At 62.5% G+C, this 15,433-nt stretch carries 14 protein-coding genes; 5 read left to right on the top strand and 9 right to left on the bottom strand.

The genetic code is table 11. The annotated features are described in order from the left end of the window. Window positions 1-428 precede the first annotated feature (428 nt). Window positions 429-959, bottom strand: coding sequence for a nuclear transport factor 2 family protein (locus KSS96_RS11740; protein ID WP_017528256.1), 531 nt, complete (start codon window positions 957-959; stop codon window positions 429-431). A 1-nt stretch (window position 960) separates the two neighbouring features. Further along, window positions 961-2,085 (bottom strand): amidase, encoded by a 1,125-nt coding sequence (locus KSS96_RS11735; protein ID WP_065878578.1) that lies wholly within the window; start codon window positions 2,083-2,085, stop codon window positions 961-963. 193 nt (window positions 2,086-2,278) lie between these two features. On the opposite strand from KSS96_RS11735, the gene KSS96_RS11730 reads away from it, so the two are divergent. Further along, the gene (locus KSS96_RS11730; protein WP_017528254.1) at window positions 2,279-2,755 is read left to right on the top strand and encodes a MarR family winged helix-turn-helix transcriptional regulator; all 477 of its coding nucleotides are present in this window, start codon (window positions 2,279-2,281) and stop codon (window positions 2,753-2,755) included. Window positions 2,756-2,892: 137 nt separating this feature from the next. Continuing rightward, window positions 2,893-4,377, top strand: a complete 1,485-nt coding sequence (locus KSS96_RS11725; protein ID WP_065878580.1) for an aldehyde dehydrogenase family protein — start codon at window positions 2,893-2,895, stop codon at window positions 4,375-4,377. 672 nt (window positions 4,378-5,049) lie between these two features. Here the strand turns inward: KSS96_RS11725 and feaR are convergent. From feaR to KSS96_RS11690, 7 genes are read right to left on the bottom strand one after another with little or no spacing between them, the layout of a single operon-like run. Beyond that, window positions 5,050-5,949 carry a transcriptional regulator FeaR gene (gene feaR / locus KSS96_RS11720; protein WP_217856331.1) on the bottom strand — a complete coding sequence of 300 codons (900 nt, stop codon included), beginning with the start codon at window positions 5,947-5,949 and terminating at the stop codon, window positions 5,050-5,052. A 22-nt stretch (window positions 5,950-5,971) separates the two neighbouring features. Continuing rightward, window positions 5,972-7,183, bottom strand: a complete 1,212-nt coding sequence (locus tag KSS96_RS11715) for an MFS transporter (protein WP_065878586.1) — start codon at window positions 7,181-7,183, stop codon at window positions 5,972-5,974. A gap of 29 nt (window positions 7,184-7,212) precedes the next feature. Beyond that, window positions 7,213-8,424, bottom strand: coding sequence for a multidrug effflux MFS transporter (locus KSS96_RS11710; RefSeq protein WP_068936439.1), 1,212 nt, complete (start codon window positions 8,422-8,424; stop codon window positions 7,213-7,215). Further along, on the bottom strand, window positions 8,421-9,269 hold the full coding sequence (locus tag KSS96_RS11705; RefSeq protein WP_017526992.1) for an alpha/beta fold hydrolase: 849 nt from the start codon (window positions 9,267-9,269) through the stop codon (window positions 8,421-8,423). Before KSS96_RS11705 ends, KSS96_RS11710 begins: the two co-directional genes overlap by 4 nt. 53 nt (window positions 9,270-9,322) lie before the next feature. Continuing rightward, window positions 9,323-10,615, bottom strand: a complete 1,293-nt coding sequence (locus KSS96_RS11700; RefSeq protein ID WP_137220207.1) for an NAD(P)/FAD-dependent oxidoreductase — start codon at window positions 10,613-10,615, stop codon at window positions 9,323-9,325. A gap of 58 nt (window positions 10,616-10,673) precedes the next feature. Continuing rightward, window positions 10,674-11,096 carry a RidA family protein gene (locus tag KSS96_RS11695; protein ID WP_017526990.1) on the bottom strand — a complete coding sequence of 141 codons (423 nt, stop codon included), beginning with the start codon at window positions 11,094-11,096 and terminating at the stop codon, window positions 10,674-10,676. Between the two features lie 33 nt (window positions 11,097-11,129). Then, window positions 11,130-12,269, bottom strand: coding sequence for an ornithine cyclodeaminase family protein (locus KSS96_RS11690; RefSeq protein WP_065878590.1), 1,140 nt, complete (start codon window positions 12,267-12,269; stop codon window positions 11,130-11,132). A gap of 184 nt (window positions 12,270-12,453) precedes the next feature. Between KSS96_RS11690 and KSS96_RS11685 the strand changes: the two genes are divergently transcribed. The 3 genes from KSS96_RS11685 (at window position 12,454) to KSS96_RS11675 (ending at window position 15,233) form a co-directional block, all read left to right on the top strand. Beyond that, on the top strand, window positions 12,454-13,281 hold the full coding sequence (locus tag KSS96_RS11685) for a helix-turn-helix domain-containing protein (protein WP_017526988.1): 828 nt from the start codon (window positions 12,454-12,456) through the stop codon (window positions 13,279-13,281). 135 nt (window positions 13,282-13,416) lie between these two features. Continuing rightward, a complete protein-coding gene (locus KSS96_RS11680; protein WP_217856329.1) occupies window positions 13,417-14,145 on the top strand; it encodes a response regulator in 729 nt (242 codons plus the stop codon). Next, window positions 14,142-15,233, top strand: a complete 1,092-nt coding sequence (locus KSS96_RS11675; protein ID WP_017526985.1) for an ATP-binding protein — start codon at window positions 14,142-14,144, stop codon at window positions 15,231-15,233. The genes KSS96_RS11680 and KSS96_RS11675 overlap by 4 nt, the downstream gene beginning before the upstream one ends. The last annotated feature ends 200 nt before the right edge of the window (window positions 15,234-15,433 follow it).

Raw genomic sequence — 15,433 nt, 5'->3', positions numbered from 1 at the left:
TGTCAGGAACGGTATTGGGCTGGGCAGGAAATCAGGGTCGAGATGGGGCGAGACGCGCAACGAGCGGGATGGATCGGCATAGTGATTACCTTTGTTTTTGTGGGTGCCGTTGGCGGTGAATCTGGTCCTTAATACGTGAATTGTCAATTGATTTATCACGCTAAACAACACCACTAATCACGCAATTAAAAGCGGGAATTACTGGAACAAACAACTATATCTATTTGTTTTTAATCAATAAAAAACACACAAAACACCCCGTATAAAACATGAAACCCGCGAAAAATTACTTATTTTTTACACACAAAAATATGGGAGCGGGCTTTCTCCCGAAGGCGGTGTATCACGTCAACATGAGTCGACTGATACACCGCCTTCGCGAGCAAGCCCGCTCCCACAGGGGGTCTGCGTTGTTTTGGGGTACGGGGTTATGCGTCAGCGCTTGAGGGCACCGGTAGCTCGGCGTCGCTGTTCCATGCCTGCACCGGGCGGCCGAACAGGTTTTCGGTCTGGAAATGCGCCATGCGCCAGTGCCCATCTTCCTCGGCGAAGCGCACCGTCAGGCGCGCCGCATTGAGATGGGAGGCACCGCTGGCGAAGGTCGACGTCTGCAACATCACCCAACTGCCGATGACCGCATCGTCGCGCACCTCGATCAGCTCACTGGTGAGGAAGTGCACGTTGAGGGCAAAGTGTGCCGGCGTTTTCATGTAGCCGGCGAACATTGCCGCAATGGCCTCGCGCCCACGGTAGCCACCAAAACTCTTGGCGTACCTGGCGCCCTTGCCCTCCCACACCGCGTCCCGGGTGAACAGGCCGGCCAGCTCATCGAGCGGGGTGTGGGCGTCGAGGGCATCACACAACACCATGTAGCGGTTCATGCAGGCGCGGGCGCTGTCCTGGGTTTCAAAACGGCGCAGGCGTTGTTCCAGATCGGCGCGTGGGGCGGCTGTGTTCATGTCAATCCTCCTGCCCGGCGTAAAGGCGTTCAAGCAAGCGCCCGGCGATGGCCAGCAGTTGTTCATCGGCGCCCTTGGCCCCGACCAGTTGCAAGCCGACCGGCAGGCCCTCGGCACTGGCCAGCGGAATGCTCAGCGCCGGGTGCCCCGACAGGTTGAACGGGCGCACGAAGGCGGTCATGCCCAGCACCGCCTGGGTGTCGCCCGCCTCGGCCAGGGTCAGGGGTAAGTCCGGCATAGTCGGCAGCACCAGCACGTCGACCAACTGCAAGGCGGCGTCGACTTCGGCACTGAACTGCACGCGCACCTGCTCGGCCTGCGCCAGTGCCGCAGCCGTGGTGTGGCCGGCGGCGGCCAGGCGCGCGGCGATATCGGCGCCCACTTTGCCGGTTGCCAGCAAGTGCCCGCAGGCATCGAAGGTCTCGCGGTTGATCACCACCATGCCGGCCTCATAAGCCGCCTGGAGGCTGGGCAGTGCAAGGGTTTGGCCCGGCAACCGGCTGCCGGCGATGGCCGCGTCGATCACGCGCTGTACGGCTGCACTCGCCTGCACGGCCACGATGCCCAGGCGCGGCGAAGCCGGCGCCGAGACAGGTTTGAAGGTGACGTCGATGGCTTGCATGGCGGTAACCAGCATCGGCAGGCTCGGGGCAAACGGGCCAACGCAATCGAGGCTGCTGTGCGCCGGCATCACCCCGCGCCGGCTGACCCGCCCGAACGTTGGTTTAAAACCGAACACGCCACAGCAACACGCCGGGATGCGCACCGAACCGCCTGTGTCGGTCCCCAGGGAAAAATCCGCCAACCCGGCCGCCACGGCCGCCGCCGAACCACTGGAGGAACCACCCGGAATACGCCCAGGGAAACGCGGGTTCGGCGCGGTGCCGGTCCAGTGATTGATGCCCGTGGTGCCGAACGCCAGTTCATGCAGGCTGGTCTTCGCCACTATGCGGCAGCCTTGGTCCAGCAGCGCCTGTACCACATCGGCGTGGGCGGCTGCCGGTGCGGCATCCGCCAGGGCCTGGCTGGATGCGCGGGTCGGCGAGCCGGCGATATCGATGGTGTCCTTGACCATGACGGTCGGCCCATCGCCGCCAAGGGAAAGCTGTTCAATCACCAGGGTCATGTCACGTCACCTTCAGTGCAAAATGCGCAATCAGGGCGCCCGATGCGCCCTTTGCTTTTTTCACACTCACCGAATATTACGTGAATTGTCAATTATATTTCCGCGCACAATGGCGTCTGTAGGGCGGTCAAAACCCGTGTCGGATTCACGAGAAAAGTCTATGATTACTCGCCTCCTTCGACATGAGCAGACCATGAGCCCACCCAAGAAACACGCAGGCCGCTACGACCCCGGCAGTGAAGACTTTCACAAGGAAGATTTCCCGTTCTACTGGCTCGCCATGGTGCATGGCCGCTACAGCCAGTACATGGAAAAGGCCCTGAAAAAAATCGGCCTGGACATCCCGCGCTGGCGGGTGCTGTTCATCCTCAAGGAGAACGGCCAGTCGAGTATTTCGGAAATTTCCACGCATGCTATCGCCAAGCTGTCGACCATCACCAAGACGGTTTACCGCATGAAGGAAGACGGCCTGGTGGATACCGCGCCGTGCGAGGACGACGGCCGGGTCACCCAGGTGCGCATCACCGCGCAGGGGCGCGAGGCGATTGAACGCATCCAGGCGGCTACCGGTGACGTGTTCAAGCGCAGTTTCACCGGCATGACCGAAGCGCAGATCCAGCGCCTGAACCGCATGCTCGAAACGGTGTTCGATAACCTCGGCGAACCCTAGGCCGGCGCGGCACTGCCTGTCAGGCATAACCAAGTTCCAGGCGGGCTCGCACAAGCCGGCAAACGCGCATCCGTTTTTAATGCAAAGGTCTTTCGAGCGCGCTTCGGGCGCGACGAACCTTTCATTGGAGCGCCGCCATGCACATTGCCTTACTGCCTTCAGTCGTTGCCTTCCTGGGCCGCGACCACTCCAACTTCATCGACGGCGCCGCGCACACCAGCGCGTCCACCCAGCGCATCGGCGTGGTCGACCCCGGCACCGGCGAAACAATCGCCCATCTGCGCGACGCCCAGGCCGAAGACGTAAACCTGGCCGTCAACAATGCGAACGCAGCCTTCAAGGGCGCCTGGGCGCAGGTCACGCCCTACCAGCGCGGTGTCCTGCTCAACCGCCTGGCCGACCTGATCGAGGCCCATGGCGAAGAACTGGCGCAGTTGGAAACCCTGAGTTCCGGCAAGTCGATCAACCTGTCGCGCCATATCGAAGTGGGCCAGAGCGCGGTGTTCCTGCGTTATTTCGCCGGCTGGGCGACCAAGATCGGCGGCCAGACCATGAGCCCCTCGTTTCCCAGCCTGGACGGCGAGCAGTACAGCGCCTATACCCTGCGCGAACCGGTAGGCGTGGTAGCGGCCATCGTGCCGTGGAATTTCTCGCTGATGATCGGCGTGTGGAAACTCGGCGCCGCGCTGACCACCGGCTGTACCGTGGTGCTCAAACCCAGCGAGTACACCCCGCTGTCCCTGTTGCGCCTGGCGGAACTGGCAATCGAGGCCGGGATTCCGGCGGGCGTGATCAATGTGGTCAATGGCCGTGGCCAGGTCGGCCAACAGTTGATCGAACACCCTGGCGTGCGCAAGGTGTCGTTCACCGGCTCGGTACCCACCGGTATCGCCGTGGGCAAGGCCGCCATGGCCGCCGACCTGACCCGTGTCACCCTGGAACTGGGCGGCAAGAACGCCGCCGCGCTGCTGGCCGACGCCAATGTGGATGACGCCGTGGCGCGCTTCGTGCAGTCAGCCTATGTGCATCAGGGCCAGGTGTGTGCATCGCCCGAGCGTTTGTTCGTGCACCGCTCTCTCATCGGGCACGTCACCCAGAAAATGGTCGCGACGTTGTCGCAGCTGGTCATCGGTTCGCCCCTGGATGAACATGCCCAGTTCGGCCCGCTGTCGAACAAGGCGCACCTGGACAAGATCCTCGGCTTTTTCGACCGAGCCCTGCAAGGCAACCAGGTGGTATACGGCGCGCGCGCCGTGGACCGCGCCGGCTACTACGTGGAGCCGACGCTGATCGTGGCCACCGGCAGGGACGACCCGCTGCTGCACGAGGAAACCTTCGGCCCGGTGGTGTGTGTGCTTGCGTTCGACGACGAAGAGGAACTGGTCGAACTGATGAACGACAGCCCGTTCGGCCTTACGGCGAGTATCTGGACCAACGACTTGTCCAAGGCCCTGCGCCTGATCCCGCAAATCGAAGCGGGCACGGTGTGGGTCAACATGCATACGTTTGTCGACCCCAGTGTGCCGTTTGGCGGCGTGAAGGCTTCGGGCATTGGTCGTGAATTCGGCAGTGCGTTTATCGATGATTACACTGAGCTGAAATCGGTGATTATTCGTTACTGAGATGGGTGGGGGTGCTTGTTTGCGTGGCGGCCTTAGGGCCGACCAGGTTCTTTGGGTGTGAGTACATATCCGTTGCTGCGGTCACGGCGGCTATGGGTTCCGCCCTTACGGCGGGTCACTTTTGGAAAAGAGCCCCAAAAGTAACCAAAAGGGCTCTTGCCCCAACACTCGGCACCTCGCTTAGGCTCGGTGTGCCCTCACTCCGGCTTGAATCCGTGGGCCGCCGCCACGCGCCATCCATGGCGCGGGGCGGCTAACCCGGCGTCCTGCCGGGTTACCCACGGATTCAAGCCTGCGTTCGGCCAGCGTGTTTAACGGGGCGCCTAAGATCAAAAGCAAAAGCAAAAGCCAGATCAAAAGATTGCTGACTTCGTCAGCGGCTGAGGAAGTAGAAGCGGCACCGCGTACGCCTCAACGGTCAGGTCGGCTCTAAGGCCGCCTCGCTTTGTTTTTGATCTGGAGCGCCCCGTTAACCACGCTGTCGGATTACGGGCACACCGAGCCTAGGCGAGGTGCCGAGTGGTGGGGCAAGAGCCTTTTGGTTACTTTTGGGCTCTTTCCAAAAGTGACCCGCCGTAAGGGCGGAACCCATAGCCGCCGTGACCGCAGCAACGGATATGCACACACTAAACCCCAAAAAAAGCGTTCACCCCGCCCCCCAGCAACCCAGCCTCAGTACCCACGATGTCTATAACTGCTCGGTGTCAGCCCCGTCTGCCTCTTGAACGCCTTGGAAAAATGCGCCGAATCGGCAAACCCCCAGTAGCTGCCAATATCAGTGATCGAACGATGCGCGCAAACGGGGTCGCGCAGGTCTTGCGCGGCCTTCGACAACCGCTCCCGCAGGATGTAGCGGCAGACACTGTCGCCACTTGCCTCAAACAACCTGTAGAGCTGACGGCTGGAGATGCCCAGCTCTTCGGCCAGCAACGCCGGAGACAGCCGGGGTGATTCAAGCCGTTGCTGAATGAGCGATTGCACCTCATGCAACTGCCATCCCGGCGAGTGGTCGCTCGCACGGTACTCCAGCACCGAGGCCAGCAAGGCCACCAGCGCCCTTGGCACACCCTCGCCATCCTGCGCGCAAGACCACTGCGCCAGCTCGCCCGCAGCGAGCTGACGGACCAGCGTGCCCAGCAGTTGGCCGCACACCCCGGTGGTCGACAGCTTGCCGAAGCGGTTGCGGTCCAGGCCCTTGAGCAACTCGCTCGGCAGCGGAATCGACACATGGGCGAACAACCCCATGGGGGTCATTTTCACCGCGCCGCAAAAGTCCAGCAAAGCCAGGTCACCCGCGCGCAGGTCAAGCACCTTGTCGCCCAGCTCGATACTCATCGAGCCCTGCTGCTGCAACACCAGAAAACACCGCGCCGATGAGTCGCGCCCGCTTGAGCCGGCGGCCTTGGCAATCACACTGGCATTGCTGCGAATATGGGCGACCGCCGTGGTGCCCACCAGCGTCTGTCGCATGTCGCCGATGAACAGGCTCTGGCAATGGTCATAGCGCGTATCGAAACGGCCACAGGCCGCGTGCACACGCTCGTTCCACGCCGACAACGCTTGACCGCGCATGGGTATTCCCCTTGTTACTCGCTCACACCCCGGACATAACGGCGCTGCCCGCAGCCTGGGTACGCTGGAATGCCAGTTGGGCTCTCAACACCGCCGCACCATAGATGGCCAGCACCGCCACCGAACAGGCACCCGAGAACACCAACACCGCCGAGTAGCCGAATGCCTCGATCAGAAACCCACCGATGGCCGGCCCGAACGCCGCGCCGAGGGACAGGCAGAGCGCGCCCAGCGCGACGAGCTTGCCCGAGAGGTCAAACTCGGCCATGACGCCAAAGGTATAGGCCAGCACGAAGCCGATCGAAAACAGAAAACAGATCACGCCTATCACGTAGCTCGTCAGGGAAGCGAACTGCGCCAGTGCCACCAGGCCCAGCAACTCTGCGAGGATAACCACGGCCACCGGCATGAAGCGCCCCACGTTCAGGCCGATCGCCGACGCGATGAAGCCACCGCCCGCATTGATCAAAAACCCCAGCGCCAGCACCATGCCGATGGTGTCGGAAGCCAGGCCGGTCTTTTTGCCCATGAGCTCGAGGAACGCCCATACCGACATAATGCCGGTCAGGAACACCAGGCTGGCCACCAGGCTCAACCACACGATGGTGCGACTCTCGGCGCTGGCAATCCGCACCTGGGCACCGGCCGCATCCCGTTGCCGCTCGCTGCGACGCGGCACCCAGGGCAGCGGCAGGATCCCCATCACCACCATGGCAATCGCGATGGTGATCAACATACCTTCAAACCCCCACACCGGCGCCACCGCCACCGGCAGCACGATGAGCAGCAAGGCGCCCGGCACGGTCTCGATACCCAGCTTGAAACCAAACGCACGTTCAGGCTGCGAGCTGTCACCGAAAATCGTCATCGCCAGGGCATACAAGGCACCTGTGCCGGCGCCCGCCAGGGCCATGATCACCAGCAGCGCTTGATAGGACGGGTTGCGCAGCACAAACAGGATCGCCCCCACCACCAGCGCCGACGACAACGCCGAAATGACCCGCCAACTGAGCCGGTGAATCCACAGCAAAGACGCCAGCCCGAACGCGCCAAACCCCAGGTTCATGGCCATCGCCAGGTTGCCCAGTTGGTGCTCGCCAAGCCCAAAACGCTCGGCAAACGCGCCAAACAGCAAGGGCAGCACGTTCAACAACAGCGCACCTGCGCCCGAGACCAGCCCTGCACACACATAGACGGAGGTTTTATCGATCGGATTTATTTTTGTAGTTTTCATTCCAATATCCTGGTTTTTTTAACAGCGGCTCACGTTTGCTCGACAACATCCTGCACCGCGACCGCGCGGGCAGGCATACGCAGGCTGACTGCATAGGCAACAAGGCAACCCAGCCCACAACATCCCACCACCAGGCACATCGGCCAGGCGCTGCCATCAGCCAAGTGGCTGACCCACAGGCTGGCCAGCGCTCCAATAGCGAATTGCACCGAAATCCCCAAGGCCACGCTTGCACCGGCCTGGCGCGGGAACAGCGCCATCAGGCTGGCCGTGCAATTGGCGCCGAGCAAGCCGGTCACACCCATATAGAGCACCATGCAACCCACGATGCTCGCCAGCCCGCCCCAGCCGGTAAACCCCACGATCAGCAGCGCCAGCCCTGCCCCGCACGCCAGCATGGCGCCCACCCCGAGCATGCGTTGCGGCCCATAACGGCCCACCCAGCGTGCGTTGATAAAGGTCACCAGGATGATGCCGAGGATATTCAGGGCGAACAGCGCGCTGAACATGCGTGGCGACACCCCGAAGTACACGACATACACAAACGGCGAGGCGGTGATAAAGGCGAACATGCCGCCGAACGCCAATGACATGCACAAGATCAGCGCCACCGCCCTGGGTTGCCGGGCAATGGCCAGGTAAGCCGCGAACGCCGCCTGCACCGACGCCCCCCGCTCCTGCGGCGGCAGGCTTTCTTTCAAGGTCACCGCAACCAGCAACAGGCACAGGCTGGACAGGATGAACAAGGCCGCGAAGATCGTGCGCCAGCCCTGGATCAATACCAGCCAGGTGCCGATCATCGGCGCGACCAGTGTCGCCATCATGGTCAGCACGTGCATCCACGACAGCACTTTGGCCGCCTGCACCAGGCCCACCAGGTCCCTGGCGACCGTGCGGGCCAGCACCAACGCACCCGCCCCGCCCAACGCCTGGACAAAGCGCCAGGCAATCAACTGCTCGACGCTGCCGGCAAACAGGCAACCCAGGGTCGCCACGACATACAACGCCAGGCTGCCCAGCAACAGCGGACGACGGCCATAACGGTCCGACAACGGGCCGTAGCACAACATGCCCAGGCACAACCCGGCGAGAAAGGCGCTGATGGTGTGTTGCACCTGCGCGGTGCTGGTCGACAGGTCCTCGGCGATCTGCGGGAAGCTGGGCAGGTAAGTATCAATCGAAAACGGCCCGAAGGCCGTCAGCGATGACAACAGTGCGATCAGGCGTGCTTGCGTCTTCATTGACCCGCAATCGCGAGGCTATCCAGGAACTCGATGACCAGCCGGTTGAAGATTTCGCCCTGGTCGTCATGCACATAGTGACTGGCATCCGCCACCTGCGCCGTGCGCACCCACGCATTGCTGTCACGCAGGGCTTGCAGCGTCGCCGCCGGCAGAAAGTCCGAGCGCATACCTCGAATGAACAAGGTCGGGCAATCCAGGGCGCGTACCGCCGGCCACAGGTCGGTCGGCTCAATGCTCAGGCGCGCCTCGGCGATACCTTGTTGGTCGTGGCGCCAGGTAATCGCGCCCGCGCTTTCCTTCATCGAATGCGCCAGCCGCGACGTCAGGCCCGCTGCCGACAAGCCGGGCCGCGACGCCTGCCAGAAGGCGCGGGCGGCGTCCCAAGTGTCGAAACGCAACGGGGTCTGGGCCATCTCGCGACGAATGCGCGCCGCACCGTCGCCCTGGCTTGAGGAACCGGGCCCGATGTCTTCGATGATCAGGCCAATCAAGCGCCCCGGATGCTGGCGTGCATACTCCAGCGCGTTGGCGCCCCCCAGCGAGTGCCCCAACAACACGAAGCGCTGCAAGCCGACATGGGCGACGAAGTCCTCCAAGTCGTGCACATAGGATTGGGTGTGGTAGCTGGCGGCCGGCGCCCAGTCACTCAGCCCGCGACCGCGCTGGTCCAGGGCATAGATGCAATAGCCATCGCCCAGTGCATCGACCAGTGACTCCCAGGTCTGGGCGTACGCGCGCAAGCCGTGCAGCAAGACCAAAGGCACGCCGCTCGGGTTGCCCCAGCGCAGCACATGCAGGTTCAGGCCTGAACGATTGGTGAAAAAACGGCTGTCCGGGTGCATAGGGTGGCTCCGCTAATCCGGGTAAAAGCGAGGGGCGTGGGGGGTGGACCTCGTTAGAAACGCTCAAACCGATAGGGGCTCGGGTCGATGATCGGGGTATGCCCGCTGACGATATCGGCGGCCAAATGGCCTGCCGCCGGCGAGGTGCCGAAGCCGTGCCCGGAGAAACCGGTGGCCACGGTCAGGCCGGGGATTTGCGCAACCGGCCCGATCACCGGGTTGGAGTCCGGCGTCACATCGATCGTGCCCGCCCAGGCCTCGGCTATCCGCGCTTGCTCGAACACCGGCCAGGCGGCCTTGAGGTTGTTCATCGCATCGTTATTGAGCCGGGGGTTGGCCGCCGGGTCCTGTACGCGCACGCGTTCGAACGGGCTGACACTGTCAGCCGACCAGCGCCGCGCAAGTGCCAGGTCGTTAAAGAAATATTTGCCCAGCGACACGTTCAACACACTGCGCTGCGCGCGAAATTGCGGCATGTATTGCTTGGCCAGCAACAGGTGATCGAGGGTCAGGAACGCGTCCAGCTTGCCGCGCTGGGTAATGATGAAGCCGCCATCCTTGTGCTTGCGAAAAGAAAAGTCCGGCGCGCCCACGGCAATTTCGGTGGGGCCCTGCATCGGATGGGTGCGCAACACCGAACAGGTCAAGGCCAGGGTCGGCAGCGACACCCCCAGGTTACCCAGGAAGCGCCGCGACCACATGCCGCCGGCGAGTAACACCTGGTCGCAACGAATCTCGCCTTTTTCGGTGACCACGCCACTGACCTTGCCGGCCGACATCTGCAGCGTACGCACCGCGCACTGTTCGATGATCACCACGCCCAGCGCCATGGCGGCCTTGGCGATCGCGCTGCTGGCCAGGGTCGGTTCGGCACGCGCATCGGACGGCGTGTAGATCCCGCCGGCCCAGGCCCCCTCGCCGCCCGGCACCAGCGCTTCGATCTCGCGCTTGCTCAGCAACCGCGAGTCAAGCGACAACTGCTCGACCGATTTAAGCCAGCCTTCATGCATTGCCATTTGCGCCTCGTTATGGGCGACAAACATGATGCCTTCCTGGCGGTAGCCCACGTCCGCACCGACCCGCTCGGGCATTTGCGCCCACAAGCGGTCAGCGGCCAGGGCCAGTGGAATATCGTGCGCGTGGCGGCTGGTCTTGCGCACCCAGCCCAGGTTGCGCGAGGACTGCTCGCCGGCGATACGGCCTTTTTCCAAAACCACCACCGGGATATTGCGTTCGGCCAGTGTCAGTGCAGCGCTCAAGCCGATAATGCCGCCGCCGATGATGACAACGGCGGTGGCGGTGGGAAACTCGGTGGACGTATTCACGGGCGCAATAGTCGGGGCCATGATCAGGACTCGCAAAACAATTGAGGTCGGCCGCGCGAGGGCGCGGCCGCGGGACGGGTTATTGCGCCAGGCGAATCACTTCGACCTGGGCCTTGGAGGCGTTGCGATACGCCGTCACTTCCAGCTCCACCTTGTACACCGTCGAACCCAACGGCGGGCAGGTCACGGTGCTCGCCGGATCGACACCGCGGAATTTCTCGCCGATCAGGCCCATCACCGCCGGCACGTCCTTGGGGTCCTGGATAAATACCCGCGAGCACACCACATCGGCCAGGCTTGCATCGACGGCGGCCAGCGCGGTTTCGATGTTGGCGAACACTTGGTGCGTCTGCTCGAGGATGTCTTCAGGGATCAGTTTGGTCTGCGGGTTGCGCCCGGCGGTATTGGACACATAGATCCAGTTATCCACCACCACCAGGCGCGAATAGCTGGCCTGGTCTTCAAAGGGGGAACCGGTTTTGAGCTTGATGATTTTAGTCATGTCACAGGTCTCGTCAGTGGGGTAAAGGTTGGCTTAGCGCAGGACGGGGGTTTCCCACAGGTTGAGCTTCACGCCGATGCCTTTTTCCACGGCATTGCGGTACACCACGGTGCCCCAGGCGACGTCTTCCACCGGCATGCCGCCCACCGACATGATGATGATCTCTTCATCGTTGCGACGGCCCTGGGCATCACCGGCGACGATCTTGCCGATGTCTTCAAGCTCTGCGTGCTGCATCTTGCCTTCGGCGATCATGTCCATGAACCGCACACCAATCACCGGCACGCAGTGGTGCGCAGGCTTGGGCAGCTCTTCGAACCAGGCTTCGTAGAGGCCGGTGTTGTCGAGTACCTTGCGCACGTCGGCGCGCTCCATGCCTTCATCCAGCGAGCACGATGCCGGCATCGCCATGAAGCACCCCGGCTTGACCCACTCGCGCTTCACAATTGGGTAGATCGAGGGGTCGCCTGTCTCGCCGGAGCTACAATAAGTAACAAGGTCGGAACCACGCACCACCTCTTCGAGACTGTCGACCACCTTGATCGTGGTCACCTGCGGGTAAGTGTTTTTCACCCAGGCAATAAAATCGTTCAGGCTTTTCTCGCCACGGCCTTTGATCTTCAAGGTGTCGATGTGCGGGCAAACGGCGATGAATGCGGCGAGCGTGGTCTTGCCCATCACCCCGGGGCCGAGCAGGCCGACTACCTTCGAATCCTTGCGCGCCAGGTGCCGCGCGCCCACGCCGGGGATGGCGCCGGTGCGGTAGGCCGACAGCAGGTTGGCGGACATATGCGCCAGCGGTGCGCCGGTGTCGGGGTCGTTGAGGGTGAACATCAGGATCGAGCGGGGCAGGCCTTTTTCGCGGTTGGCGATATTGGAGCCGTACCATTTGACGCCCGCGGTGCAGAAGCTGCCGCCCAGGTAGGCCGGCATCGCCATCATGCGGCGGTCGGCGGTGGGCTTGGGCATGTTCGGGAACGGCGAATCCTTGGGGAATACCACCATCGCGCCATGGGAATCATTGTTCGGCCCGGCCATGCGATAGTCGCCGCTATAGAGCAGGCCGAACATCTCTTCCATGGTATTCACACAGGCGAGCATATCGGTTACGCCAGCGCGGATCATGTCCTGCTCGGACAGGTAGATGAAGTCTATTTTTGTAGTAGTGGACATAGTTATTCTCGGGCTGAAGGTGATATCGCTGCGGTAGGCGCTGCTCCCACGCTATCGAGGTCGAGTATCACGGCGCGTTTTGCGCCGGTATTGTAAATTTCGGACATCAAGGCCCGGCCCGCTCGTCTGAGTTGGCGCGAAAAATGCGTGAATATTCCCGCTTTTAGCCAACCCGAGTCCGCTCATGATCAACCCGAGTACGCCAACGCTGCGGCACCACACCGCGTACGAACAACCCTGGTTCGTGCTCAACTCATCGCGCTATTCGGTCATGCCTTCCCAACACCCGGCGATCTCGCATTTCTACGCCTTCGATGTGGCCCACTCGGCGGACCTGCTGGCGGTGCCGGACGGCTGCGTGGACATCGTGTTCGACTGCGACGCCACGCGCCCCAGCGTGAGGATCTGTGGCACACCGCTGCAAGCGCAACGGGTCGAGCTGCTGCAGGATCACCACTACTTCGGCGTGCGCTTCGCGCCGGGGGTGATTCCAGGCTTCATCAATGTGGTGGCCGAAGACCTGACCGAACAGGAATGGGACCTGCTGGAAGTGTCGGCCTTTGCCCAGCGCATTTTCGAGAGCATCGTGCAGGCCCCACAGCTGCACGAGCAGATGAAATTATTCAGTGACTACCTGGCCCCGCGCCTGATGGGCAGGACCTCAAAACTCACGGCCATGGTCATTCAACAAGCGCTGGCCCATCGGGGCGACCTGCGCATTCAGCAACTGGAAGACCTGAGTGGCTACACCAGCCGCACGATTCATCGCCAGTTCAGCCAGGACACCGGCGTGTCGCCCAAGACGTTCTGCCGGATCATTCGCTGCCAGGCGGCGCTGGAAACCCTGAACACCCGCAACGACGTATCGTTTTCGGACCTGGCCCTGGACCTGGGTTTTTCCGATCAGTCGCACTTTTTGCGCGACTTCAAGAAGCTGGTCAGCACGACCCCCTGCGACTACCAACGCAAAATGCTGCAGAGCGCCTGCAACGAGCGCATCCGTTTCGCCTGAGCGGCCCCTCCTCCCAGCTCGACGAATATTTATTCGCCTCTCCATCATTTCTCCATAAAACCTTCGCTGAACGTGCATGCTTGCGGTGCATCATCCAACCCGTTGCTGAAAAACCGTGCACCGAACGAGCAGACCATGACTGAATCACTCCCTGCATCACCCGCCCACCAGGCGCTGGTGCTGATCGCCGAAGACGAACCGGAAATCGCCGACATCCTCACGGCCTACCTCAAGCGCGCGGGTTTTCGTACGGCGCATGCGCCGGATGGGCGTCGCGCGCTCGAACTGCATCAGCAGCTCAAACCGGACCTGGTGCTGCTCGATGTGATGATGCCCAAGCTGGACGGCTGGAAGGTGCTGGCAGAGCTGCGCCATCGCGGCAACACGGCGGTGATCATGCTGACCGCGCACGACCAGGATATGGACAAGCTCATGGGCCTGCGCATCGGCGCGGACGACTACGTCGTCAAACCTTTCAACCCGGCGGAAGTCATCGCCAGAACCCAGGCCGTGCTGCGCCGCTGCGGCGAACAGGGCCATGGCGCCGACCGCCGTGTACTGCGCGTCGACGCCTTTGAAATCGACATCGACAGCCATGAGGTGAACGTCCACATCGGCACGCCAAAACAGCCGTTGCACCTGACGGTCACCGAGTTCAAGTTGCTCGCCCAGTTGGCCAAGGCGCCGCGCCGAGTGTTCAGCCGTGCCGAACTGCTGGTGCTCTGCTCGCCGGAAAGCGACAGCCTGGAGCGTACCGTCGACAGCCATATCAGCAAGCTGCGCCGCAAGATCGAAGACCTCGGCCTGCAGGGCGTGCCCGCCAGCATCCGTGGCGTCGGCTACCGGTTCGGGAGCCAGGCATGAACGTGGCCAACAGTCTGAGCCGGCAGATCATCGTGTCGATGTCGGCCGTGGTCCTGTGCGTGATTGCGCTCGCGGTGGTGGGTTCCTATGTGTTCTACGCAGTGCTCTGGACAATCGCGCCACCCACGGAGTTGGAAATGGAAGCGAACGAATGGCTGCCCACAGGCGTGGAATGGGTGTGGATGGGCCTGATCACCTGCGTCAGCCTGGGGGTCGGCGCGGCGGTGGCCGTCAAGTTGTCCAAACGCATTCTGGCGCCGCTCAATTCGGTGGCGGCGAGCCTGCGCAGCCTGGCTGACGGTGACCTGGATGCCCGCGCCGTGGCGCCCGATCTTTCCCTGGGTGAAGCCGCCCTGTTGGTCAATGACTTCAACAGCATGGCCAACCGACTCAAACGCATGGCCGAGGAACAAGCCTTCTGGAACGCTGCCATTGCCCACGAACTGCGCACCCCGCTGACTATCCTGCGCGGCCGTCTGCAGGGGCTGGCCGAGGGCGTTTTCGCGCCGGATACCGCGCAGTTCTACAGCCTCCTGGGCCAGGTCGAGGGCTTGACCCGACTGGTCGAAGACCTTCGCGTGGTGGGCATGAGCGACAACGGCCATTTGGAGCTGGCACTTCAGGAGGTGGAACTGGCCGACGCACTGGAGGCTGAAGCTCGCTTGTTCGAACCCAGCCTGAACGGTGCCGGTTTTGCCTTGCAATTAAACCTGCGCAAGGGCCCCGTGCACTGCGACGCCGATCGCATCCGCCAGGCCTTGCTGGCGCTGCTGGACAATATTCGTCGGCATGCCACGCCGGGCATCGTCAGCATCGAACTGGGCAGTGACGAGCGCGGCCATTTCCTGAGGGTCGCGGATGAGGGCCCGGGGGTCGACGCGGCGTTCGCCGAGCACATTTTCGAGGCGTTCCAGCGCGGCGAACGTTCACGCTCGCGCGCCCAGGGCGGCAGCGGCCTGGGCCTGACCGTAGTACGCGCGATTGCCATCGCCCATGGCGGCGCAGTGACCTGTCGAACCGCGCTCAACAGCGGCACGTTATTTGAACTCAGCTGGCCTGGCGCCGCGCTGTTTAAGACTCAACCCTGACAACTTATCCGTACTAAATCGCACCAAGGTGATGGCATGCATTGCTCTATTGGCCTGTTCAAAAGAGTCAAAAAATACCGCCACTTTGCCTTACTGGACACACACGGACGTTGTATTGCTTTTATGAGTTGCCAAGGGATTCCCGCCAGGGGTGAATGGGTGGAAGTCAACGCAGTCAATGTCGCCTGGCTCGGCCAAAC

The organism is Pseudomonas asgharzadehiana (assembly GCF_019139815.1).
GTDB classification, from domain to species: Bacteria; Pseudomonadota; Gammaproteobacteria; order Pseudomonadales; family Pseudomonadaceae; genus Aquipseudomonas; species Aquipseudomonas asgharzadehiana.
Note: the sequence above shows the minus strand (reverse complement) of the source record. Positions and strands in the feature narration are given on the sequence as shown.

Coding starts and splice junctions, on each gene's coding strand:
- KSS96_RS11740 (WP_017528256.1), bottom strand. CDS start 959: ATGAACACAGCCGCCCCACGCGCCGATCTGGAACAACGCCTGCGCCGT.
- KSS96_RS11735 (WP_065878578.1), bottom strand. CDS start 2,085: ATGACCCTGGTGATTGAACAGCTTTCCCTTGGCGGCGATGGGCCGACC.
- KSS96_RS11730 (WP_017528254.1), top strand. CDS start 2,279: ATGAGCCCACCCAAGAAACACGCAGGCCGCTACGACCCCGGCAGTGAA.
- KSS96_RS11725 (WP_065878580.1), top strand. CDS start 2,893: ATGCACATTGCCTTACTGCCTTCAGTCGTTGCCTTCCTGGGCCGCGAC.
- feaR (WP_217856331.1), bottom strand. CDS start 5,949: ATGCGCGGTCAAGCGTTGTCGGCGTGGAACGAGCGTGTGCACGCGGCC.
- KSS96_RS11715 (WP_065878586.1), bottom strand. CDS start 7,183: ATGAAAACTACAAAAATAAATCCGATCGATAAAACCTCCGTCTATGTG.
- KSS96_RS11710 (WP_068936439.1), bottom strand. CDS start 8,424: ATGAAGACGCAAGCACGCCTGATCGCACTGTTGTCATCGCTGACGGCC.
- KSS96_RS11705 (WP_017526992.1), bottom strand. CDS start 9,269: ATGCACCCGGACAGCCGTTTTTTCACCAATCGTTCAGGCCTGAACCTG.
- KSS96_RS11700 (WP_137220207.1), bottom strand. CDS start 10,615: ATGGCCCCGACTATTGCGCCCGTGAATACGTCCACCGAGTTTCCCACC.
- KSS96_RS11695 (WP_017526990.1), bottom strand. CDS start 11,096: ATGACTAAAATCATCAAGCTCAAAACCGGTTCCCCCTTTGAAGACCAG.
- KSS96_RS11690 (WP_065878590.1), bottom strand. CDS start 12,269: ATGTCCACTACTACAAAAATAGACTTCATCTACCTGTCCGAGCAGGAC.
- KSS96_RS11685 (WP_017526988.1), top strand. CDS start 12,454: ATGATCAACCCGAGTACGCCAACGCTGCGGCACCACACCGCGTACGAA.
- KSS96_RS11680 (WP_217856329.1), top strand. CDS start 13,417: ATGACTGAATCACTCCCTGCATCACCCGCCCACCAGGCGCTGGTGCTG.
- KSS96_RS11675 (WP_017526985.1), top strand. CDS start 14,142: ATGAACGTGGCCAACAGTCTGAGCCGGCAGATCATCGTGTCGATGTCG.